This is a genomic window from Eisenbergiella porci (genome assembly GCF_009696275.1).
Classification (GTDB): Bacteria; Bacillota; Clostridia; order Lachnospirales; family Lachnospiraceae; genus Eisenbergiella; species Eisenbergiella porci.
On the sequence record NZ_VUMI01000014.1, the window covers coordinates 18,122 to 39,597 of the forward strand.

The window sequence follows — 21,476 nt, forward strand, 5'->3', positions numbered from 1 at the left end:
TCAGATATTCAGCATCTTCGTCGCGTAAGGCTCCAGCTGCGTCTCCACATTGCCCTTCTGCGTCCGCACCACTGCGGCCTGCGGCTGATCACTGTTGTTGATAACCACCAGACGGCCGCTTCCCGGATAATAAGCGCATTCCGTATTCGCATTATCCGTCAGGTAAAGACCGTTCAAATCCTCCCGTCCCGCCAGCAAAATCAGGTTCAGGAGCAATCTGGTATTTTCAATCGTCTTTTCAAAGGAAGCCAGATAAATTCCAAGGCCTTTTCCAAATTCATTGATTGTAAACACAGGCACGCCGCCGTCCTCTGCCAGAACCTTTGCTTTTCCGTCGGTGAGATAAGGAATTCCCTTGCGGTAATCTCCTTTCTTCTTTACGAAGCTGCCTTCCGGCATCAGGCCTTCTATGTTTTCTACGGCAAACTGCCATTTACCATGGCAGATACGCGCGCCGGTATCCTCATCCACACCCAGCACAGGCGCCATACGGAAAAATGTATCATAGTCTTCCACCGCGGAAGGTTCATTCACGCCGATAAACGCGCCCCCTTCATAAACGAAACGTGTCAGCTTCTCCACAACCGCAGGGTTCTTCCACACATCGCCGCCGCTCCATGCACTGCCTGCAAAGCCCGCATTAATAACTACGTCCACATCCTCAAGCGCGCCGTTTAACACGTCCTCAAAGCTGATAAAGGATACATCCACCGGCAGGCCGGACAACGCTTCATTGATATGTATCAAATCGTTCATATAGGTTTCATGGAAGTGTCCGGAAAGCGTCCAGGAACGCAGTTTTCCCCAATAATGCAGCACCGCCGCCTTAGTCCTGATACTGTAAGGCTTTCCTTCCTCATGGAAGCTGCCAAAGGTGCGGAATTCATCCCCCACCTGTTCTATATAATCGCAGAAATCCGGATAATCCTGCACCAGATGCAGATATCCTCCCAGGCTGATCCGCTGTATCGGCTCACGCAGAAGCGCCCTTCTCACGCTGTTCCAGTACTTTTTCGCCTCCAGCGTGGGATCTCCGCCCTCCATAAAGGTAGGCGCGCCGCCAAGCCCCACAGGGAACAGATAAGGATGCAGGCGAAGCTCATGGGTATCCACCTTAACCCCCGCGCACAGCCTTGCTTCATAGCCTGAAAAAACACACTTAATCAATCCGTCAAAGCCGAACTCCTGGAACCTGCCGTTATAAGGCTCGATTCCCACCCAGCTGTCGTCGTAGAATACATATGCCTTTTTACCGTACTCATGCACCATATCAATCAGCTTACGGCCAAAGGAAATCACGAAATCATTGATAAACTCCATCCAATCGGCCTTATGCTGATTTCCCGGCATATGAGTCACATGCAGCTTGCCCTGATTGACAAAATCCTCTGCCGTAAGCTCATATCCGTATTTATCCGCAAATGCGTTAAGCGCCCTCTCACTCACCGTGAAATCATAAGAGCCCCAGTCCGTATACAGATTCCTGTCTCTTACATCGCTTCCCCAAATCCATACGAAATTATAGAACATGGAGGTAAAACGCACTACCGTTGTCGCCGGATGCGTCTCGCACCACTCCTTCATCCAGCCCGTTAAAAACTCCTGCGTCTCCGGATACATGGGATCGATCTGCATCAGATGTTCCTTATCCCAGTTGTTTGTCGTATGGTTATACATGGAGATTTCTTCCCAGATACGATAAGCCATAAAGCTCACCGTATAGGAATGAAAGGCTGCAGGCTCATTGACCGTCACACTGCCGGCCGCCTTGTCGTAACTCCACTTCTCCCGCGGTACAAGCGTATCCGTGGTCCTGTCATATACCTGCCAGTAACGCATGGCATTTTCACTGTCATTAATACGGAACTGCTCCTCAAAAAAACCTTCCATCAGGCAGACAGTCAGCTTACCTTCCACTGCCACCGCCGGGCTGGTCATAAGGAAACACTGCTGCAGCTTATCCTGATTCTCCCTGCCCCATTCATTATGATCCCTTATCATGCAAATGGTGGAATAAATTCCATAGCCTGCATCTAAAATTTCATCTGACAGCACCGTTCCGTCACTGTCCCGGATCACATCCGCCCCCCATTTTTCCGCCAGCTCCAACGTCAGCTTCTCATAGCCTGCCTCACCGGGCAGGGTAAAATTCCCTTTTCTTTTCACTTCACACATCTTTTTACACTCCTGTCTGATTATAAAGCGCCGTCCTTCGCCGCATCATTGGCCGTAAGCAGCCCCGAGAAAAATGCCAGAGCCAGTCCCTGGCCCCAACCCTGAATCCAGCGTTTGGAAATCTCTCTGTAACCGTCCCGATCCTTCATTACTGCCGTACCGCCGGATACATTCATCACCTTGCCGTCCTTGCTCACATTGGCAAGAAGTCCCTTGATTGCCTTGTTGATATACTTGGAATGGAGGGGATTTCCTTTTTCCAGCATAGCCGCAGCTATTCCCGCGGAAGCAGAAACCTCTTCATAAGACTCCTCATCATCCAGAATGGTCCTCCACAGGCCATTTTCCGTCTGTAAAAGCTTCAGCGCCGCCAGCTGCTCATTCAGCGAACCCGTCACCTCCAGGAACTTCGGATACAGATAAGCCTCCGGAAGAATTGCCCCTACCTGAGACATGGTATACGCCGCCCAGGCATTCGCCCTGCCCCAGTAAAAACCGGACATATGATCCCCCGTTATATTATTGTAGCCATGATAATACAGCCCCGTTTCCGGATTCTGCAGATAATGGATATGCCAGTAATACTGATTCAGCGCATCCTCAATAATCTCCTCATCCTTCAACTTCACGCCCACTCTGAGCAGGAAAAACGCCGCCATAAAAAGCGTATCGGCCCAGGCCTGCTCCGGGAAATCATTATTTGCGGAAACCGTATGCTGCAGCACATGGTCCCCAAACCGCAGCGCATCCTTACGCAGATAAGCCACCTTGCTCATCGCCACGTCCCAATACTTCTCATCCCCGGTCGCTTCATACAGCGTGATCAGGCAATGCCCCATAGCGCACGTATTCACCGTCCACTGCGGCGGCAGCCCCAGCTCCATATACTCATCCACCCTGTTTTTCAGAAGTTCCAGATACTCCTCATTCTTCGTAACCTCCCACGCCTTTGCGATTCCATAATAAGCCACACCGCAAGGCCAGTCCCAGGTCAGGTCCATATTCATTGTCTTATGGACAATCCTGTCAATAACCTCCACTATCTCTTTCCTGTCAAAATCCAGCTTCAGCATCCCTGCACTCTCCTTCTCCGGATATCCCCGGTTTTATTATGTAAATAGGTAACTGTTCCATCTCACTACAGCTACTCCCACTTATTCTGCCATCTTCTCCAGCCTGTCTCTATCATAAATGATAATCCCCTCCATTTCTATTTATTTTCAATAATATACTTTGCAATTTCAACCATTTATGCTATCCTGATTTTAGATTCCGCGCAATATTTCATTCTTTTTTAGAGCTTTTAAAAATCAAAACCGTTAAAATGCTTATTTTTCAGGAAGACAGACAATTTTTATGGTTTTTCTACACAATTTATAGCATATCCTGTTCGTTATTTTTTTGCCAAAGTGGTTGTAATTAGTATCTTTTTATTCACATAGCCTTATTAGAGAATTGTAACCCCTATAGAAAATTTGAATTTATTGAAAGGTTGAATTGAGAGATGATAGCATTAATTGTAGCCCGTTCCCGAAATAATGTAATTGGAAGGAACGGTCAGATACCTTGGAAAATTAAAGGAGAACAGGCGCAGTTTAGAAAATTAACTACTGGTAATGTTGTTGTTATGGGACGTAGATCTTATGAAGAAATTGGTCATCCTCTTCCAAATAGAATGAATATCATAGTTTCCCTTAGTGCTAATTATTCAGGCGAAAATCTAGTAACAGTGAGTTCTCTTCAAGAGGCAATTGAAGCTGCTGGAGATGCTAATATTTATGTATGTGGTGGGTATGGTTTATTCATGGAAGCAATTCCTATAGTAGAAAAGATGTATATCACTGAGATAGACATTGAATTAAAGGATGGAGATGTGTTTTTCCCTGAATTCAATAAGGATGACCGCCGCACCAGATAGAATACCCAAAAAGAGGAACTCATCATGCCGAAACAAAAAAATTCCGTCATGGAATACCGCAATTACTACCTTCCCGTTGACTTCCCCGTCCTGATTCTAAGCGGGGAGCATTGGAAAATATCCGATATTCCCAGCAGCCGCCTGCACTTCCACAACTGCCTGGAAATCGGCCTCTGCCATTCCTGCAGCGGCACCATGAAGTTCTACAGCGAACCCATGACCTTCAAAGCGGGGGATGTCACATGCATCCCCCGTAATATTCCCCATACCACCTATTCGGACAAGGGCACGGAAAGCCGCTGGTCCTATATCATGTTTGATCCTGCCGAGCTGTTCCGCGCTCTGCTTCCGGCTTCCGAATCCGGCCCGGATCTTTCTCTGTTTTCCTATCGGAATTACAGACATATCCTGCCCCGGGCGGAATATCCCCATATCCATTACCTGACCCAATCCATCATAGATGAAATGGAGAACACACGCCCTAACTACCAATCCTGTGTAAAAGGGCTGCTGCTCGCCCTTTCCATTGAACTGAACCGCATCCAGGAGCAGGCCAATGCCCCGGAAAGTACCTGCGGCAGGCCAACCTCTTCCTCCGGGCCGGATGCAGTCCACTCCATCCCGGAAAATGCCCTGGTCATCTCACCGGCCCTGGATTATATCGAGGATCACTACAGTTCCCAGTTCCCCATCGAGGTACTGGCCGATCTTTGCCACATGAGCCTCACCCATTTCCGGCGCGTTTTCCATTCCATCATGCAGACCAACCCGCTGGATTACTTAAACAGCACCCGCATCATGAAGGCCTGCAACCTGCTGCGCAGCACGGAGGAATCCATTCTTTCCATTTCAGAAATGGCGGGCTTCGCCTCCGTTTCCAACTTCAACCGGCATTTTCACGCGGTGATCCACATGACGCCCCGGGAATACCGCAATCAGATGCTTTTTGCCCGCCAAAAGGAAGGGACCGATATCCGCCATACCATCCTGGAATTCTCCGGCTGGATGGAACCGGAAAGCGATCCCCTCTGATATTCCTGTGAAACAGTTCAGCAGAGCCGGACTGTTTCGCTTTTTTCATTCATCCTTATAATACTCCGCCAGAGCTTCCTTTACGGCATAATAAGCCGGCTTGGGACGGCACTCACGATCGTTAATAAACGCAAAAAGACATCCGCCAACGGAATTTTCTTCCGCGGCGGATGCCTCTTTTTTCAGGAAAGCAAAATGCTCTCTGCTATTTTTATTCCATAGCCGGCAGAACCGGCCTATGGAAATATGGATTTGACTTATACAAGCTCCAGAACAACTTCCATTGCTCCATCGCCCTTTCTCTGGCCAATCTTGATGATACGTGTATAGCCGCCCTTGCGGTCAGCATACTTGGGAGCGATTTCATCAAAAATCTTAGCAGGCATATCAACCTTCTTGGTACCTTTCTTACGTCCGGCTGCAGTTGTCGGAACTTCGGTAATAGGGTACAGAACTTTCAGCATCTGTCTTCTGGCATGAAGTCTGCTGGGCATATCCTTCTTGATTTCCTTCTCCACCTCATCATATACGGTAACCTTCTTGCCGTCTACAACTTCCTTTACTCTCTTGCCGTCTTTGTCTTTTCTGGCAACCTTGGCAGTAACCTTAACGGTTTCGTAGTTATCTCTTTCCTTTACGCCCATTGCAATGATGCCTTCAGCGATCTTGCGAACTTCTTTAGCTCTTGCTTCAGTGGTAACGATTTTTCCGTGATATAACAGATTGGTTACCTGGTTTCTCAGCAGAGCCTTTCTCTGATCTGAGGTTTTTCCTAATTTTCTGTACTTTGCCATTTTTCTATTCTCTCTTTCATTCTTGGTACATCCGGCCACGCTCTTTGGACTTACTTACCGAATGCTGTGTAAAGCCAAAGCCACCCTGCGGACAGCTTTGACCGCCAATCATGTGACAGGCATCCTAAGGGATGCCGTGACGCCTACCGTGCCGTTCGGACTTACCGGGAAACGCTGGAACTTTTATTCAGAATTATGCATTCACGTCATCGCTGGGGTTCAGCTGAAGACCGAGTTCCTTTAATTTAGCAAGAACCTCTTCCAGAGACTTGCGGCCCAGGTTACGAACCTTCATCATATCTTCAGAAGTCTTGTTAGTTAATTCTTCTACCGTATTGATACCAGCACGCTTTAAGCAGTTATAGGAACGAACGGACAGCTCAAGCTCGTCAATGCTCATTTCCAATACTTTTTCTTTCTCATCATCTTCTTTTTCCACCATAACCTCTGCGGTCTTGGCGTTTTCAGAAAGATCGATGAAAAGGCTTAAATGTTCGCTGAGTACTTTTGCAGCAAGGCTGACAGCTTCGTCCGGAGCCAGAGTGCCATTGGTATAAACATCCAGTGTCAGTTTATCAAAGTCAGTTACCTGACCAACACGGGTATTGGCTACAGTCATGTTTACTCTTTCTACCGGGGTATAGATGGAATCAACAGCGATTACGCCGATAGGCAGGTCTTCGCTCTTGTTCTTCTCTGCGCTGACATATCCACGTCCCTTGGTAATGGTCAGTTCCATGTACAGCTTGCTTTCCTTGCCGCCGCTTAAGGTAGCAATTACCAGGTCGGGATTAAGAATCTCAATATCCTGGTCTGCCTGAATATCTGAAGCCCGGACAACACCTTCGCCCTCGTATTCGATATAAGCGGTCTTAGGTTCATTGGTTTCGCTGTTATTCTTGATTGCCAGACTCTTGATGTTCATGATGATTTCAGTCACATCTTCCTTGACACCAGGAATAGAGCTGAATTCATGCAGCACGCCTTCAATCTTGACCTGGCTCACAGCCGCACCCGGCAGGGAAGAAAGCATGATTCTTCTCAGTGAATTGCCAAGGGTGATACCGTAACCTCTTTCCAGCGGTTCTACAACAAATTTGCCGTATTTCTTGTCCTCAGAGATTTCAGCAACCTCGATATTGGGTCTTTCAAAATCAAACACTGCAAATACCCTCCTTTACGAACGAAAAGTTTCTTAATTGAAACGTTCACGCCAGTTACAAGAAATTACTTGGAATACAATTCGACGATAAGCATTTCGTCTACAGGTACATCAATCATTTCCCTGGTCGGAAGTTCCTTAATCGTTCCTTTGAAGTTTTCCTGATCTACATCCATCCACTCCGGAACAAGTCTTCCTGCTGTAACTTCGAGGATATCTTTATATCTCTGCATTCCTTTTGCTTTTTCCTTGATTTCAACCACATCTCCTGCTTTTACCAGGTAAGAAGGAATGTTGATGCACTTTCCGTTTACCAGTACATGCTTGTGATCTACTACCTGTCTAGCTTCTCTTCTGGTTCTTGCAAAGCCCATTCTGAAAACAACGCTGTCCAGTCTGCTCTCAAGAAGAGTCATCAGGTTTTCACCTGTCATACCCTTCATTTTATCGGCTTTCTTATAGTAGTTTCTGAAAGGTTTTTCCAGAACGCCGTAAATAAATTTGGCTTTCTGTTTTTCTCTCAGCTGTGTGCCGTATTCGCTGACCTTCTTACCAGCTCTTGCGCTGGTTCTGTTGGACTTTTTATCGTATCCCAGGTACATGGGTTCAAGACCAAGGGTTCTGCATCTTTTTAAAACAGGGGTTCTGTTTACTGCCATTTAAAATTTCCTCCAAATATTGTTTACAGTACGCTCCGCCGGTCCTGCCGGCGAAAAGCCGTTTCCTCATGAAACAGCCGCACTCACTGTGCCGTACTTTCTTCCAACGTTTTCTCAATTTATTATTTACGCAACCATCCGTTCCCGGATGAAAATCACAAAATGCTGATTAAACTCTACGACGCTTGGGCGGGCGGCATCCGTTGTGGGGAACGGGAGTAACATCCTTAATGCTGGTTACTTCCAGACCACATGCAGAGAGTGCACGGATAGCAGCTTCACGTCCTGAACCAGGACCCTTTACAAAAACGTCCACAGTCTTCAGGCCGTGCGGAATAGCAGCCTTTGCAGCAGTTTCTGCAGCCATCTGTGCTGCGTACGGAGTAGATTTCCTTGAACCTCTAAATCCCAGACCGCCGGCGCTTGCCCAGCTTAAAGCATTTCCTTCAGTATCTGTCAGGGTAACAATTGTGTTATTGAAAGATGACTGAATATGTGCCTGTCCGCGTTCAACGTTTTTTCTGACACGTTTCTTTGTTACTTTTTTCGCAACTTTCTTAGCCATTTAAACTAACCTACTTTCCTCAATAAATTGATATTATTTCTTCTTGTTTGCAACCGTTCTCTTAGGACCTTTTCTTGTTCTGGCATTGTTCTTGGTATTCTGGCCGCGAACCGGAAGTCCTTTTCTGTGACGGATACCCCTATAGCATCCGATTTCCTGTAATCTCTTGATGTTCAGAGCGATTTCTCTTCTCAGATCACCTTCAACAGTCATTGTTTCATCAATAACAGCGCTGAGTCTCTTTACCTCATCGTCTGTCAGTTCCCTTACACGGGTGTCAGGGTTGACATTTGCCTTTTCGCAGATTTTTGTTGCGCTCGGTCTACCGATACCATAGATATAGGTAAGTCCGATTTCCACACGTTTTTCTCTTGGTAAGTCAATACCTGCAATACGAGCCATTTACGTTTCCTCCGTTTTCTTTCGCGCAATTTCCACCCGGAAGGCTCCGGGCCGCGCGTTTCTTCACTGCGCAGTCAAATAACCGGTCTTTATTTCCGCAGCCGGCAGCTCTGAGCCATCCCTGGCCCCGCCCTCCGCCGCGGTCGTCAAATCCCTGCAGGCTTCCGCATATACCATCAGATATCTGCATTCCCTTACAGTTCTTCAACTAAGTATTTAACGCGCAACGAGCACATGGCAGACTATCCCCTTCCACGTTCCACACGCTTCCGAGTGTATCACACCCTGTGCATACTAAAAAATAGTTACTAATTGACTGGGGTACTCCCATGAATCTCCCTTCCAGCGATAACCAAAAGTTCCCGTCAGCCATTTCTGGCCTCCAACAACTCTCTCTATCTCTCCCGGGAATCCAATAGGAAAAACAAAGCAAATCGGAGATTTGTTTTGTTTTTCGAGCGACTGCCCCGCAGTCGCTTACCCAGCCGGACATCCATCCGGCCTTTCCGATACTCCGGTATTCTCACGAATACTGAGGACGCTGTGCATCCTAATTTTCGGTATCAAAAAGTAATCTCCCGTAAACCCATGTAAGATTTTCTGCGGCTCTGCCGAAACATCGCCGCATCCCAACACGAATTGTCTTACGTTCAATTATCTACAAGCACCTTTTTTATAATTGGTGCTGATGCCGCCTGAATGGAGCGACAAGGATCAACCCTGTCTCTGTTTGTGCTTCGGGTTCTCGCAGATGATTCTGATAGCACCCTTTCTCTTGATGACTTTGCATTTTTCGCAAATCGGTTTTACTGATGATCTAACTTTCATGTTAAACCTCCTTTCAAAAAAGACCGTTTTAAATTATAACATGGGGCAACGGTTTATGCAAGCTGTTTTCACGAAATTAACCCGGTTTTTCCTGAAAAATCCGGTAATTTCCTGACAGCCGGCTGTAAGGACCTGAAACTCATTCATTCCAGTGTCCGGTTACACGGATTATTTATCTCTCCAGATAATACGTCCTTTGGACAGATCATAAGGAGAAAGCTCCAGAGTCACTTTATCACCGGGAAGGATACGGATAAAATTCTGTCTTAATTTTCCGCTGATATGTGCAAGCACTCTGTGTCCATTCTCCAACTCCACCTGGAACATGGTGTTGGGCAGCTTTTCAACTACGGTTCCTTCGATTTCAATTACATCTGCTTTTGACATATTTTGCTTCCTTTCTGTTTACAATCATTATCAATTTACTCAGGTTTCATTCTGCGGTTAAATAGCTCTATCCTCTCTCTGATTTGAGTGTCGGCCCAGGCAGAATTTTGGAAGAAGCGTTCCAGCTCTTCTTCGGAAACACCTTCGTGTATCACCTGAATATGCCTTCGGTTCTTCTTCTTCGGATTCAGCAGACCGCGTTTACGTCCGTCCGCCAGATATACCGTATCCTGCTCTTCCTTTACAATCAGATAAAGCTTATCTTTGTCATGCCCCGCTTTTGAGAGCGCCAGTTTTCCAGTCATAGATTTCCTCATTTCAGCAGATTGTGAGAATCTCCGGCTCGCCTTCCGTTATCAGAATTGTATTCTCATAATGTGCGGAAAGGGAACCATCCCTTGTCACAACAGTCCATCCGTCATCCAGAAACTCCACCGGCCAGCCGCCCATATTGATCATGGGCTCTATTGCCAGGGTCATGCCGGCCTGCAGTCTTACGCCCCTGCGTTTCTGCCTGAAATTGGGGATCTGAGGATCCTCATGAAGCTGGGTGCCAATGCCATGACCAACTAAATCACGGACAATCCCATACCCAAATCCGCTCACATAATCATCAATCGCTTCGGATATATCATGAAGGTGGTTTCCTGCTTTCGCGAGTTTAATTCCTTCAAAAAAGCTCTGCCTGGTCACCGCAATCAGCTTTTTGGCATCTTCGCTGATATTGCCCACCGCATGGGTTCTTGCCGCATCGGAATGATACCCCTTGTAAATAAGTCCCGCATCCAGGCTGACAATGTCACCCTCCTCCAGGATATGGTTCCTGTTGGGGATTCCATGTACCACCTCATTGTTGACCGATACACAGATAGACGCCGGATACCCGTTGTAATTCAGAAAGTTGGGTGTACAGCCGTAGCTGCGTATTAATTTCTCGCCCAGCATATCAATGTCCAGCGTGGAAATGCCGGGACGGATAAAAGCACCGAGTTCTTCGTGGACCTCTGCCAGTATCCTTCCGGCCTCCCGCATAAATTCAATTTCTCTTGCAGATTTAATGGTCACTGCCATACAAATAACCTCCGAAGGCCGCTATCCTTAACCAAGGATTTTTACAATTGCATCAAAGACTTCTTCCATCGGAAGAGTGCCGTCAACTGTTCTCAGCACACCTTTGCCTGTATAATACTCAATCAGAGGCTGTGTCTGCTCATGATAAACCTTAAGACGGTTCTTTACTGTCTCAGGCTGATCATCATCCCTCAGCACCAGTTCGCTGCCGCATACATCGCAGATACCTTCTTTTTTGGGCGGTATGTTCACAATGTGGTAGGTAGCGCCGCAGTTAAGGCATGCACGTCTGCCGGACATTCTTCTGATAATATTCTCGTCGGGTACATCCACGTCAACTGCAAAATCAACGCTGTCACCCAACTTGGTCAGTTCCTTGTCAAGAACCTCAGCCTGAGGAATCGTTCTCGGGAATCCATCCAGAACATAACCGTTTTTGCAGTCAACCTGGGCAACTCTGTCCAGAAGAAGGCGTACGGTGAGTTCATCCGGAACAAGGAGTCCCTTATCCATATATTCCTTGGCCTCTTTACCAAGCTCGGTACCGTTTTTAATATTAGCCCTGAAAATATCTCCTGTTGAGATATGGGGAACGCCGTATTTTTCAGCAATCAGTTTCGCCTGAGTTCCTTTTCCGGCGCCAGGAGCACCTAACATAATAATTTTCATAGCATTTTCTCCACTTTGAGGATGCGTTTCTCCGGTAACTGTTTCTTGCCTGCACAGTTACCTCCTCTGTTCTATATCGCATTTTGGGACAAAACAAATGTTCTGTCCCAATTATCATTAGTATATATGATTAGTCATTCAAAAAGCCTTTGTAGTTACGCACAAGCATCAGGGATTCAATCTGCTTTAATGTTTCAAGAACTACGCTGACAACGATGATAAGGCTCGTTCCGCCAAAGGAAACGCTTGCGCCGAAGATACCGTTGAATACAAAGGGCAGTACACAGACAATTGTCAGGCCGCATGCACCGATGAAAATAATGTAGTTCAGGATTCCGTTCAGATAATCACTGGTGGGCTTGCCGGGCCTGATACCGGGAATGAATCCGCCCTGCTTCTTCATATTGTTTGCAATCTCAAGGGGATTGAAGGTAATCGATGTATAGAAATAAGCAAAAAAGATTACCAGAACAATATATACAACAAGGCCGATAGAATATACCGGCTCACTGGGCTTGCACCAGCTACTTGAGCTTAATCCCTTCAGAATATGGCTCCATACGCCTGTTCCCTTATAGCCCAGCAGCTGAGCGATAATTACCGGGAACTGCATGATGGAGGATGCAAAAATTACGGGGATAACGCCTGCAGTATTCACCTTCAGCGGGATATTGGAGGACTGGCCGCCCACCATTTTCCTTCCCTGAACCTTCTTTGCATACTGGACCGGGATTTTCCGGGTTGCATCATTCAGGATTATAACCAGAATAACCATGGCAACAATAATAGCCAGAATAATAAGAGCCGCTAAAACAGCGGTTGCCACAGGTTTGCCCTTTACAAACTGATTATAAAGGCTTGCCAGATCCTGAGGCATTCTGGATACGATGTTGATGGTCAGGACTATTGAAATACCGTTGCCCACACCATTTTCCGTAATTCTCTCACCAATCCACATCAGGAATGCACTTCCTGCTGTAAGGGCAGCGATAACAGTAATTACGTTCAATGCATTGAAGTCTTCCAGCAGTCCGCTTCTGCCGAAGCCGATTGCCATAGCGGTTGATTCAATCAAAGCCAGACCAACAGTAACATATCTGGTGATTGCGGTCAGCTTCTTACGGCCGTCCTCACCGTCCTTCTGCATTTCTTCCAGCTTAGGGATGGCAATGGTCAAGAGCTGTATAATGATGGAGGATGTAATATACGGCGTAATGTTCAGGGCGAACAATGACATGTTCAGGAAAGAACCGCCGGTAAACGCATCAAAAAAATTGAATGCGTCACCGGTCTGCGCCGCAAACCATCTGGAAAAATAAGTTCTGTCAACCCCAGGCACAGGCAGCTGTGATCCTAAGCGGATCACAACCAACATGGCGAAGGTGTAGAAAATCTTCTTCCGGAGCTCTTTCATTTTAAATGCATTTTTAAGTGTTGTAAGCATTACATCACCTCTGCTGTTCCACCAAGTGCTTCGATTTTTTCTTTTGCGGATGCGCTGAACGCATCAGCCTTAACATCGAGCTTTTTGGTCAATTCTCCGTTTCCGAGGATTTTTACTCCATCTTTGGGATTTTTAACAATGCCCTTTTCAATTAAGGTTTCTACGGTAACGGTAGTTCCGTTCTCAAAAACCTCCAGAGCGCTTAAGTTAATGCCTACGATAACCTTAGAGTTTCTGTTAGTGAAGCCTCTCTTGGGAATACGTCTGTATAAAGGCATCTGACCGCCTTCAAAGCCCGGCCTGGGAGCTCCTGAACGAGCTTTCTGACCTTTATGTCCCTTACCAGCTGTTTTGCCGTTTCCTGAACCATGGCCACGGCCTCTTCTGAAGTTATCGCTGTGCTTGGAACCTTCTGCAGGCTGTAAGTTTGATAATTCCATTCCTGACACCTCCTGTTCTTACGCTTCTTCTACTTTGAGCATGTAACCGACCTGCTGAATCATGCCTCTTATGGATTCATTGTCGGGCAGCTCAACTGTTTTGTGCATTTTGGTAAGTCCCATTGCCTTTACGGTAGCTTTATGCTTCGGAACCGCACCGATAGGGGACTTTACCAACGTGATTTTTAAAGTTTTCTCTGCCATTTTAAATTTCCTCCTTAAGCCATGATTTCGTCAACAGATTTACCACGGTTAGCTGCTACTTCTTCAGGAGTCTTTAACTGGCTTAAGCCTTCGATGGTAGCAAGTACGACGTTCTGCTTGTTATTGGATCCAAGAGATTTCGTACGGATATTTTTAATGCCTGCAAGTTCGCATACGTTACGAACAGGGCCGCCGGCGATAACACCGGTACCATCAGGAGCTTTCTTGAGAAGAACGGTTGCAGAACCGAACTTGCCCAGGAAGTCATGGGTAATACTGTTGTTTTCATCCAGTGCAACGCTTACCAGATTCTTGGCAGCGTCTTCTTTTCCTTTGCGGATAGCTTCCGGAATTTCAGTTGCTTTTCCAAGGCCTACACCTACGTGTCCCGCGCCGTCGCCTACTACGACTAAAGCTGTGAAACGGAAGTTACGACCACCCTTTACAACCTTAGTTACACGTTTGATGGAAACTACTTTTTCAGTGAGTTCCAGATTGCTTGTGTCAATGATTGTATGTCTCATTTACGATGTGTTCTCCCTTCCTAGAATTCCAGGCCAGCTTCTCTGGCCGCATCAGCTAATGCTGCGATCTTACCCTGGTATATAAAGCCGCCTCTGTCAAAGACAACCGCTTTGATTCCTTTTTCCAGAGCCCTCTTTGCAATTACAGTTCCCAGGTATGCTGCCGCATCAACGTTATTGGTTTTTTCCAGTTCAGCCTTTACGTCTTTTTCAACGGTGGAGGCTGCAACAAGTGTATTTCCAACTGTATCGTCGATAATTTGAGCATACATATGATTATTGCTTCTGAACACAGCAAGACGCGGTCTTTCAGCAGTGCCGCTAAAACGGTTACGCAGTTTTCTATGCTTGTTCAAACGAACTTCTTGTCTTGATTTCTTACTAACCATTTTTACACTCTCCTTATCTATTTCTTACCAGTCTTACCAACTTTACGTCTGATTGTTTCATCAGCATACTTGATACCCTTGCCCTTGTAAGGTTCCGGTCTTCTCTTGTCTCTGATTTCAGCTGCGAATTGGCCAACTTTTTCTTTATCGATACCTTTTACGATGATGATGTTCTGTCCTTCCATCACTGTTTCAATGCCTTCGGGATCTTCCATCTCCACCGGGTGGGAATAACCTAAAGATAAGGTTAATTTATTGCCGGACTTTGCTGCTCTGTAACCTACACCGTTTACTTCCAGCTTCTTCTCGTAGCCCTGGGTAACACCAACAACCATGTTGTTGATCAGTGTTCTGGTCAGACCATGCAGGGATTTCATTTTCTTTAAATCATTAGGTCTGGAAACCACGATTTCGGTTCCTTCCATCTTGATTTCCATCTCAGCAGGGAGCACTCTTTCAAGTGTGCCCTTGGGACCTTTTACAGTCACTTTATTATTTTCTGCAATCTCTACAGTAACGCCTGCAGGAACTGCGATTGGCATTCTTCCTATACGTGACATGCCCGTACCTCCTATAATTTATTCAAAGCCAGCCCAGCATCCGGTTGATTACCAAACGAATGCCAGTACCTCGCCGCCTACCTGAAGTTCTCTTGCTTTCTTGTCTGTGATAACGCCCTGGTTGGTAGAGATGATAGCAATACCAAGTCCGCCCAGTACCTTGGGAAGTTCTTCCTTGCCTGCGTATACGCGGAGGCCGGGTTTGGAAATTCTCTTTAAGCCTGTGATGATCTTATGGTTCTTGTCTTCACCATATTTCAGGGTGATATGGATGGTCTTGAAAGCACCGTCATCCAGAATGTCATATTTCTTGATATATCCCTCGTCCAGCAGAATCTGCGCGATAGCCAGTTTCATTTTGGATGAAGGTACATCTACTGTATCATGTTTTGCAGTATTTGCATTACGGATTCTTGTAAGCATATCTGCAATCGGATCGCTCATTGTCATTTGAATTGCCTCCTTCTTACCAACTTGCTTTCTTTACGCCGGGGATCTGTCCTTTATATGCCAGTTCACGGAAGCAGATTCTGCAGATTCCGTATTTTCTTAACACTGAATGTGGACGACCACAGATTTTGCAACGAGTATATTCTCTTGTGGAGAATTTAGGTTTGCGCTGCTGTTTAATCTTCATTGCTGTCTTAGCCATGAATGAACCTCCTTATTTCTCAAAAGGCATGTTGAATAATCTCAGTAATTCACGTGCCTCTTCGTCAGTCTTTGCAGTAGTAACGATGATAACGTCCATACCTCTTACTTTCTCTACCTTATCGTATTCGATTTCGGGGAAAATAAGCTGTTCCTTGATGCCCAGTGCGTAGTTTCCTCTTCCGTCGAATGCATCAGGGTTTACACCTCTGAAGTCACGTACACGGGGAAGCGCAAGGTTTACAAGACGGTCAAGAAAATCATACATTTTCTCACCGCGGAGGGTTGTTTTACATCCGATTGCCATACCTTCTCTGATTTTGAAGTTAGCGATGGAGTTTTTAGCCCTTGTAAGTACTACATGCTGTCCTGTGATTGTTTCAAGGTCCTTCACGGCAGATTCCAGAGCCTTTGCATTATCTTTTGCTTCGCCAACACCCATGTTGATGACGATTTTATCCAGCTTCGGAACTTCCATAACATTTTTATATCCGAACTTTTTGGTCATTGCTTCTACAATCGTATCATTGTATAAGTCTTTCAGTCTACTCACGTTTACGGCCTCCTTCCTTAGAATTAATCAATTACGTCGCCGGTTGATTTAGCGAAACGTACTTTCTTGTCATTTTCAACTTTGAAACCGATTCTAGTCGGTTTTCCTTTGTAAACGTACATTACGTTCGATACATCAAGCGCAGCTTCTTTTTGAATAATTCCGCCGTTCTGGTTTGCAGCAGACGGTTTTGCATGCTTTGTTACCATGTTCACGCCTTCAACAACCACTTTGCCGTTCTTCTTATCTACGGAAAGAACTTTTCCTTCTTTGTCCTTATCCTTACCAGCGATTACTTTAACAGTATCGCCCTTCTTAATTTTCATTGTCGACATAAGGCACCTCCTATAATACTTCGGGAGCCAGAGATACAATTTTCATAAACTGTTTCTCACGAAGCTCTCTTGCTACCGGTCCAAAGATACGGGTTCCTCTGGGAGTCTTGTCATCTTTGATGATTACAGCAGCATTTTCGTCAAATTTGATATAAGAACCGTCTTTACGACGAGCGCCTTTTACAGTACGTACAACAACAGCTTTTACTACGTCGCCTTTTTTTACAACGCCGCCTGGTGTTGCATCTTTGACGCTGGCAACGATAACATCGCCGATATTCGCATACCTTCTTGTAGAGCCACCCATAACTCTGATGCACAGGAGCTCTTTTGCACCGGTATTATCAGCAACTTTCAATCTGCTTTCCTGTTGAATCATGCTAATTCTCCTTCCGCCAGGTTCACCCTGATTTAGCTGGGCGCAGAACCTGTATTCCTATTATTTCAAACGTTTGAATTAACGTTAATTATTTTGCTCTTTCAATGATTTCCACAAGTCTCCATCTCTTGTCTTTGGACAGAGGTCTTGTTTCCATTACTTTAACGGTATCGCCGATGTTGCAATCGTTGTTCTCGTCATGAGCTTTCAGCTTGTAGGTTCTCTTAACGATTTTACCATAAAGAGGGTGTCTTACATGGTCTTCTACAGCAACAACGATAGTTTTCTGCATTTTATTACTAACGACTTTACCAGTACGTGTTTTTCTCAGATTTCTTTCTTCCACGTCGATGTGCTCCTTTCTGGAATGTTAACGGCTTACTGAGCAGCCTTGGCTTTTTCAGTAATGAGGGTCTGGATTCTTGCGATATTCTTCCGAACCTCTTTGATTCTTGCCGTGTTATCAAGCTGATTTGTTGCGTTCTGGAATCTCAAATTGAAAAGTTCTTTTTTAGCATTTACCAGTTCCTGTGCTAAATCAGCGTCGGATTTTTTCTTTAAATCTTCAACAAACTGTTTAGTTTTCATTTGATACACCGCCTTCCAAATCTGCTTTAGAAACAACTTTACATTTACATGGAAGCTTATGCATAGCAAGACGTAATGCTTCTTTTGCGGATTCCTCAGGAACACCTGCAATTTCAAACATTACACGTCCGGGCTTAACAACCGCTACCCAGTATTCCAGAGTACCTTTACCGGAACCCATACGTGTTTCTGCTGGTTTTGCTGTTACTGGTTTGTCAGGGAAAATCTTAATCCATACCTTACCACTACGCTTTGTATAACGTGTCAGCGCGATACGGGCTGCTTCAATCTGATTGGACTTGATCCAGCACGGCTCTGTTGCTACCAGACCGTACTCACCATAAGTAATGGTGTTGCCGCGCATTGCTTTGCCTGCCATAGAACCGCGGAACTGTTTACGACGTTTAACTCTTTTAGGCATTAACATTATTTATCGCTCCCTTCCTTGTTTCCTTTCGCAGGAAGTATTTCGCCCTTGTAGATCCATACTTTGACACCAACTTTACCGTATGTGGTATCTGCTTCTGCAAATCCATAATCGATATCAGCTCTCAGTGTCTGAAGCGGGATGGTTCCTTCACTGTAGAATTCGGTACGAGCCATATCAGCTCCGCCAAGACGGCCTGCACATGCAGCCTTGATACCCAGCGCGCCGGCCTTCATGGTTCTGCCCATGCAGGATTTCATAGCTCTTCTGAAAGACACACGGTTTTCCAGCTGCTGAGCGATGTTCTCTGCAACCAGCTGTGCATCCCTGTCAGGTCTCTTGATTTCTTTGATGTCAACAAGAACCTTTTTGTCTGTCAGCTTGGACAGCTCTTTCTTGGTAACCTCGATTTCCGCACCGCCCTTACCGATAACAACACCCGGCTTCGCAGTGTAGATGATAACCTTTACTCTGTCGGATGCTCTTTCGATTTCAATCTTGGAAACACCGGCACTGTAAAGTTTTTTCTTTAAATATTTTCTGATATTGTAATCTTCTACTAAAAAGTCTGAAAACTCAGCGTCCGCATACCATCTGGAATCCCAATCTTTGATGACGCCGACTCTTAAGCCATGAGGATTAACTTTCTGTCCCATATTTTCTCCTTTCACGTTTGCCCCGTCCGGGACAATTCCTTCCTCGGATTATTTCTCATCCAGCACTAAGGTGATGTGGCTCATTCTCTTTTCGATTCTGTAAGCCCTTCCCTGTGCTCTGGGGTGTACTCTCTTCATTGTGGGTCCCTTATTTGCATAACACTGCGCAACATACAGGTTGTCTTTGTTCATACCGTTGTTGTTTTCTGCGTTTGCAATTGCAGATTCGAGTAATTTCTTAATCAGGCTGGATGCATATCTGGGATTGTATTCCAGGATAGCCAGTGCTATCGTAACGTCTTTGCCTCTGATGGCATCCAGTACGAAGCATGCTTTCTGTACAGAAACCCTTGCGTAAGATAACTTTGCAGAAGGTCTTGTATCTTTATTTGCATTTCTTTCTCTCTTAATTTGAGTTCTGTGTCCTCTTGCCATGGATAAAACCTCCTTTCAATTATCTCAGTTTGGATTTCTTTTCGTCTTTTCCATGTCCTCTATAGGTTCTGGTTGCTACAAACTCTCCGAGCTTATGTCCAACCATATCTTCCGTTACATATACAGGCACATGTTTTCTTCCGTCATGGACAGCAATTGTGTGTCCAACAAAGGACGGGAAGATTGTGGAACGGCGGGACCAGGTTTTGATAACCTGTTTCTGTCCGGCAGCGTTCAGTGCATCTACTTTTTTGAGGATGCTTGCGTCAGCAAACGGTCCTTTTTTCAGTGATCTAGCCATTGATTCTTTCCTCCTTATTTAATAGCCTTACCGTCTCTTCTTCTTACAATCAGCTTGTTGGACGCTTTTTTCTTCTTACGTGTCTTCAAGCCGAGTGCAGGTTTGCCCCAAGGAGTACTCGGGCCCGGACGGCCGATACCGGTCTTACCTTCACCACCACCATGAGGATGGTCGTTAGGGTTCATGACGGAACCGCGGACTGTCGGGCGGATGCCCATGTGACGCTTACGTCCTGCTTTACCGATGTTGATCAGGTTGTGGTCTCCGTTGCCTACAACACCTACGGTTGCGCGGCAGATTACGGGCACCATTCTCATTTCACCGGAGGGAAGTCTCAATGTTGCATATTTTCCTTCTTTAGCCATCAGCTGTGCGCCGTTTCCAGCGGAACGAACCAGCTGACCGCCCTTGCCGGGATATAATTCAACGTTGTGTACCTGAGTACCAACAGGAATTTCAGATAAAGGAAGGCAGTTTCCGATTCTTACTTCTGCGTGAGGGCCATTCATGATTTTCATGCCATCCTTCAGTCCTTCAGGAGCAAGGATGTAAGCCTTCTCACCGTCTGCATAGCAGATTAATGCGATGTTAGCAGTTCTGTTCGGGTCGTATTCGATGCCGATTACAGTTGCAGGAACATCATCTTTGTATCTCTTGAAATCGATTATTCTGTATTTTCTTCTGTTTCCGCCGCCGCGATGTCTCACGGTAATCTTGCCCTGATTGTTACGGCCTGCATTCTTATTCAGAGAAACGCAAAGGCTCTTCTCAGGAGTGGACTTTGTAATCTCAGAGAAATCAGAACCAGTCATATTTCTTCTGGAAGGTGTATATGGGTTATATGTCTTAATTCCCATGATTTTTTCTCCTTTTCTTCATCATTTATTGTCGTGCTTGATTTGCACTTAAGTGGAGGCCGGAGCGGTTAAACCGTACCGTGTGTCTCCTGATGCAAGTACAGAAACGTGCCTGCACCCGCGCTTCTTACAGACCAGCGAAGATTTCGATATCTTTGCTTTCTGCTGTCAGCTGAACGATTGCTTTCTTGGTCTTGGCAGTTTTGCCCACTACCATGCCGCGTCTTCTGTTCTTGCCTTCGCAGTTCTGTGTGTTCACGCTCTTAACCTTGGTTCCTTCGAACATTTTTTCCACAGCTTCTTTAATCTGGGATTTGGTTGCTTCGGGATGAACAAGGAAAGTATATTTCTTATCTCCCATACCAGCCATACTCTTCTCAGTGATGACGGGTTTGAGGATGACATCATAATATTTTACGTCAGCCATTATGCGTACACCTCCTCGATAGTCTTAACAGCATCCTTGGTAAGAACTACGGTGCCGGCTTTCATTATATCATATACATTCAGTGTGCTTGTCAGAGTTGTATTGACTTTAGCCAGGTTCTTAGCGCTCATTACCACGTTCTTGTCATTTTCATTGATAACAACAAGGCCTTTTACAACCTTCAGGTTATCCATAACCTGCTTGAAGTTCTTAGTCTTGATTTCATCAAATTTCAGTTCATCTACAACGATGAGTTTGTTTTCCTGTACTCTGCTTGTTAATGCAGATTTGAGAGCCGCTCTCTTTTCCTTCTTGTTCAGCTTGAAGGAATAGTCTCTCGGAACGGGAGCAAATACCACACCGCCGCCGGTCCACTGGGGAGCTCTTGTTGAACCCTGTCTTGCATGACCGGTTCCTTTCTGTCTCCAAGGTTTTCTTCCGCCGCCGGAAACTTCAGAACGGGTCTTCGCTTTCTGTGTTCCCTGACGCTTATTGGCAAGCTGCTGAACGACTGCCATGTGTACCAGGTGTTCATTTACTTCAACGCCGAATACTGCATCGCTTAAGTCGATTGTTCCGACTTCCTTGCCTTCCATATTATAAACAGCTACGTTAGCCATTGTTAGTTCCTCCTTTCACCCCTA

33 protein-coding genes and 1 pseudogene are annotated in these 21,476 nt (G+C 45.8%); 2 read left to right on the plus strand and 32 right to left on the minus strand.

Translation table 11 applies throughout. From position 1 onward, the window contains the following. The gene (gene gnpA, locus FYJ45_RS10305; RefSeq protein ID WP_154464534.1) at nucleotides 1–2,175 is read right to left on the minus strand and encodes a 1,3-beta-galactosyl-N-acetylhexosamine phosphorylase; all 2,175 of its coding nucleotides are present in this window, start codon (nucleotides 2,173–2,175) and stop codon (nucleotides 1–3) included. 20 nt (nucleotides 2,176–2,195) lie between these two features. After that, a complete protein-coding gene (locus FYJ45_RS10310) occupies nucleotides 2,196–3,248 on the minus strand; it encodes a glycoside hydrolase family 88/105 protein (RefSeq protein WP_154464535.1) in 1,053 nt (350 codons plus the stop codon). A gap of 431 nt (nucleotides 3,249–3,679) precedes the next feature. Here FYJ45_RS10310 and FYJ45_RS10315 point away from each other — a divergent pair. Together FYJ45_RS10315 and FYJ45_RS10320 are read left to right on the plus strand one after the other, a co-directional pair. After that, a pseudogene (locus FYJ45_RS10315) lies at nucleotides 3,680–4,078 on the plus strand (dihydrofolate reductase); the annotation flags it as partial. A 39-nt stretch (nucleotides 4,079–4,117) separates the two neighbouring features. Then, complete coding sequence (locus FYJ45_RS10320) at nucleotides 4,118–5,125, plus strand: helix-turn-helix domain-containing protein (protein WP_154464537.1); 1,008 nt, start codon at nucleotides 4,118–4,120, stop codon at nucleotides 5,123–5,125. A gap of 257 nt (nucleotides 5,126–5,382) precedes the next feature. On the opposite strand, the gene FYJ45_RS10325 is transcribed toward FYJ45_RS10320, so the two are convergent. The 30 genes from FYJ45_RS10325 to rplD all read right to left on the minus strand — a co-directional run bounded on the left by FYJ45_RS10325 (nucleotide 5,383) and on the right by rplD (nucleotide 21,452). Next, nucleotides 5,383–5,919 carry a bL17 family ribosomal protein gene (locus FYJ45_RS10325; RefSeq protein ID WP_021633726.1) on the minus strand — a complete coding sequence of 179 codons (537 nt, stop codon included), beginning with the start codon at nucleotides 5,917–5,919 and terminating at the stop codon, nucleotides 5,383–5,385. A gap of 193 nt (nucleotides 5,920–6,112) precedes the next feature. Next, entirely contained in the window at nucleotides 6,113–7,081 is a 969-nt protein-coding gene (locus FYJ45_RS10330; RefSeq protein WP_021633725.1) for a DNA-directed RNA polymerase subunit alpha, read from the minus strand. A gap of 65 nt (nucleotides 7,082–7,146) precedes the next feature. After that, complete coding sequence (gene rpsD / locus FYJ45_RS10335; protein ID WP_025487410.1) at nucleotides 7,147–7,740, minus strand: 30S ribosomal protein S4; 594 nt, start codon at nucleotides 7,738–7,740, stop codon at nucleotides 7,147–7,149. Nucleotides 7,741–7,909: 169 nt separating this feature from the next. After that, nucleotides 7,910–8,305, minus strand: coding sequence for a 30S ribosomal protein S11 (gene rpsK, locus FYJ45_RS10340; protein WP_021633722.1), 396 nt, complete (start codon nucleotides 8,303–8,305; stop codon nucleotides 7,910–7,912). Between the two features lie 33 nt (nucleotides 8,306–8,338). Next, on the minus strand, nucleotides 8,339–8,707 hold the full coding sequence (gene rpsM / locus FYJ45_RS10345) for a 30S ribosomal protein S13 (RefSeq protein WP_021633721.1): 369 nt from the start codon (nucleotides 8,705–8,707) through the stop codon (nucleotides 8,339–8,341). Nucleotides 8,708–9,421: 714 nt separating this feature from the next. Further along, the gene (rpmJ, locus tag FYJ45_RS10350; protein WP_023353537.1) at nucleotides 9,422–9,535 is read right to left on the minus strand and encodes a 50S ribosomal protein L36; all 114 of its coding nucleotides are present in this window, start codon (nucleotides 9,533–9,535) and stop codon (nucleotides 9,422–9,424) included. A 168-nt stretch (nucleotides 9,536–9,703) separates the two neighbouring features. Next, nucleotides 9,704–9,922, minus strand: a complete 219-nt coding sequence (gene infA / locus FYJ45_RS10355; RefSeq protein ID WP_009256116.1) for a translation initiation factor IF-1 — start codon at nucleotides 9,920–9,922, stop codon at nucleotides 9,704–9,706. A 35-nt stretch (nucleotides 9,923–9,957) separates the two neighbouring features. After that, on the minus strand, nucleotides 9,958–10,227 hold the full coding sequence (locus tag FYJ45_RS10360; RefSeq protein WP_195841772.1) for a KOW domain-containing RNA-binding protein: 270 nt from the start codon (nucleotides 10,225–10,227) through the stop codon (nucleotides 9,958–9,960). A gap of 13 nt (nucleotides 10,228–10,240) precedes the next feature. Further along, nucleotides 10,241–10,993, minus strand: a complete 753-nt coding sequence (map, locus tag FYJ45_RS10365) for a type I methionyl aminopeptidase (protein ID WP_025487412.1) — start codon at nucleotides 10,991–10,993, stop codon at nucleotides 10,241–10,243. A gap of 27 nt (nucleotides 10,994–11,020) precedes the next feature. Next, entirely contained in the window at nucleotides 11,021–11,662 is a 642-nt protein-coding gene (locus FYJ45_RS10370) for an adenylate kinase (protein ID WP_154464538.1), read from the minus strand. A 130-nt stretch (nucleotides 11,663–11,792) separates the two neighbouring features. After that, nucleotides 11,793–13,106, minus strand: a complete 1,314-nt coding sequence (secY, locus tag FYJ45_RS10375; RefSeq protein ID WP_154464539.1) for a preprotein translocase subunit SecY — start codon at nucleotides 13,104–13,106, stop codon at nucleotides 11,793–11,795. Next, nucleotides 13,106–13,546: a 50S ribosomal protein L15 gene (rplO, locus tag FYJ45_RS10380; protein WP_025487413.1), complete on the minus strand. Its 441-nt coding sequence runs from the start codon at nucleotides 13,544–13,546 to the stop codon at nucleotides 13,106–13,108. The genes secY and rplO overlap by 1 nt, the downstream gene beginning before the upstream one ends. A gap of 18 nt (nucleotides 13,547–13,564) precedes the next feature. Further along, nucleotides 13,565–13,750, minus strand: a complete 186-nt coding sequence (rpmD, locus tag FYJ45_RS10385) for a 50S ribosomal protein L30 (RefSeq protein ID WP_021633713.1) — start codon at nucleotides 13,748–13,750, stop codon at nucleotides 13,565–13,567. A 14-nt stretch (nucleotides 13,751–13,764) separates the two neighbouring features. Beyond that, the gene (rpsE, locus tag FYJ45_RS10390; RefSeq protein ID WP_021633712.1) at nucleotides 13,765–14,274 is read right to left on the minus strand and encodes a 30S ribosomal protein S5; all 510 of its coding nucleotides are present in this window, start codon (nucleotides 14,272–14,274) and stop codon (nucleotides 13,765–13,767) included. A 20-nt stretch (nucleotides 14,275–14,294) separates the two neighbouring features. Continuing rightward, a complete protein-coding gene (gene rplR / locus FYJ45_RS10395; protein WP_021633711.1) occupies nucleotides 14,295–14,663 on the minus strand; it encodes a 50S ribosomal protein L18 in 369 nt (122 codons plus the stop codon). A 17-nt stretch (nucleotides 14,664–14,680) separates the two neighbouring features. Further along, nucleotides 14,681–15,223, minus strand: coding sequence for a 50S ribosomal protein L6 (rplF, locus tag FYJ45_RS10400; RefSeq protein ID WP_025487414.1), 543 nt, complete (start codon nucleotides 15,221–15,223; stop codon nucleotides 14,681–14,683). A gap of 48 nt (nucleotides 15,224–15,271) precedes the next feature. After that, a complete protein-coding gene (gene rpsH / locus FYJ45_RS10405; protein WP_021633709.1) occupies nucleotides 15,272–15,673 on the minus strand; it encodes a 30S ribosomal protein S8 in 402 nt (133 codons plus the stop codon). Nucleotides 15,674–15,689: 16 nt separating this feature from the next. Then, nucleotides 15,690–15,875, minus strand: coding sequence for a type Z 30S ribosomal protein S14 (locus FYJ45_RS10410; protein WP_009256127.1), 186 nt, complete (start codon nucleotides 15,873–15,875; stop codon nucleotides 15,690–15,692). A gap of 12 nt (nucleotides 15,876–15,887) precedes the next feature. Then, complete coding sequence (gene rplE, locus FYJ45_RS10415) at nucleotides 15,888–16,427, minus strand: 50S ribosomal protein L5 (RefSeq protein WP_021633708.1); 540 nt, start codon at nucleotides 16,425–16,427, stop codon at nucleotides 15,888–15,890. Nucleotides 16,428–16,450: 23 nt separating this feature from the next. Further along, a complete protein-coding gene (rplX, locus tag FYJ45_RS10420) occupies nucleotides 16,451–16,762 on the minus strand; it encodes a 50S ribosomal protein L24 (RefSeq protein WP_025487415.1) in 312 nt (103 codons plus the stop codon). Between the two features lie 10 nt (nucleotides 16,763–16,772). Beyond that, on the minus strand, nucleotides 16,773–17,141 hold the full coding sequence (gene rplN, locus FYJ45_RS10425) for a 50S ribosomal protein L14 (RefSeq protein WP_021633706.1): 369 nt from the start codon (nucleotides 17,139–17,141) through the stop codon (nucleotides 16,773–16,775). 88 nt (nucleotides 17,142–17,229) lie between these two features. Then, a complete protein-coding gene (gene rpsQ, locus FYJ45_RS10430) occupies nucleotides 17,230–17,487 on the minus strand; it encodes a 30S ribosomal protein S17 (RefSeq protein ID WP_009256131.1) in 258 nt (85 codons plus the stop codon). A 32-nt stretch (nucleotides 17,488–17,519) separates the two neighbouring features. Further along, nucleotides 17,520–17,729: a 50S ribosomal protein L29 gene (gene rpmC / locus FYJ45_RS10435; RefSeq protein WP_021633704.1), complete on the minus strand. Its 210-nt coding sequence runs from the start codon at nucleotides 17,727–17,729 to the stop codon at nucleotides 17,520–17,522. Next, a complete protein-coding gene (gene rplP, locus FYJ45_RS10440) occupies nucleotides 17,719–18,156 on the minus strand; it encodes a 50S ribosomal protein L16 (protein WP_021633703.1) in 438 nt (145 codons plus the stop codon). The genes rpmC and rplP overlap by 11 nt, the downstream gene beginning before the upstream one ends. After that, nucleotides 18,156–18,812 carry a 30S ribosomal protein S3 gene (rpsC, locus tag FYJ45_RS10445; protein ID WP_021633702.1) on the minus strand — a complete coding sequence of 219 codons (657 nt, stop codon included), beginning with the start codon at nucleotides 18,810–18,812 and terminating at the stop codon, nucleotides 18,156–18,158. Before rpsC ends, rplP begins: the two co-directional genes overlap by 1 nt. A 48-nt stretch (nucleotides 18,813–18,860) precedes the next feature. Next, entirely contained in the window at nucleotides 18,861–19,247 is a 387-nt protein-coding gene (gene rplV / locus FYJ45_RS10450; protein ID WP_154464540.1) for a 50S ribosomal protein L22, read from the minus strand. Between the two features lie 19 nt (nucleotides 19,248–19,266). After that, nucleotides 19,267–19,548 (minus strand): 30S ribosomal protein S19, encoded by a 282-nt coding sequence (rpsS, locus tag FYJ45_RS10455; RefSeq protein WP_021633700.1) that lies wholly within the window; start codon nucleotides 19,546–19,548, stop codon nucleotides 19,267–19,269. Nucleotides 19,549–19,562: 14 nt separating this feature from the next. Beyond that, entirely contained in the window at nucleotides 19,563–20,405 is an 843-nt protein-coding gene (rplB, locus tag FYJ45_RS10460; protein WP_154464541.1) for a 50S ribosomal protein L2, read from the minus strand. A 127-nt stretch (nucleotides 20,406–20,532) separates the two neighbouring features. Then, nucleotides 20,533–20,832, minus strand: coding sequence for a 50S ribosomal protein L23 (gene rplW / locus FYJ45_RS10465; protein ID WP_021633698.1), 300 nt, complete (start codon nucleotides 20,830–20,832; stop codon nucleotides 20,533–20,535). Further along, on the minus strand, nucleotides 20,832–21,452 hold the full coding sequence (gene rplD, locus FYJ45_RS10470) for a 50S ribosomal protein L4 (RefSeq protein ID WP_025487417.1): 621 nt from the start codon (nucleotides 21,450–21,452) through the stop codon (nucleotides 20,832–20,834). Before rplD ends, rplW begins: the two co-directional genes overlap by 1 nt. Between the last annotated feature and the right edge of the window lie 24 nt (nucleotides 21,453–21,476).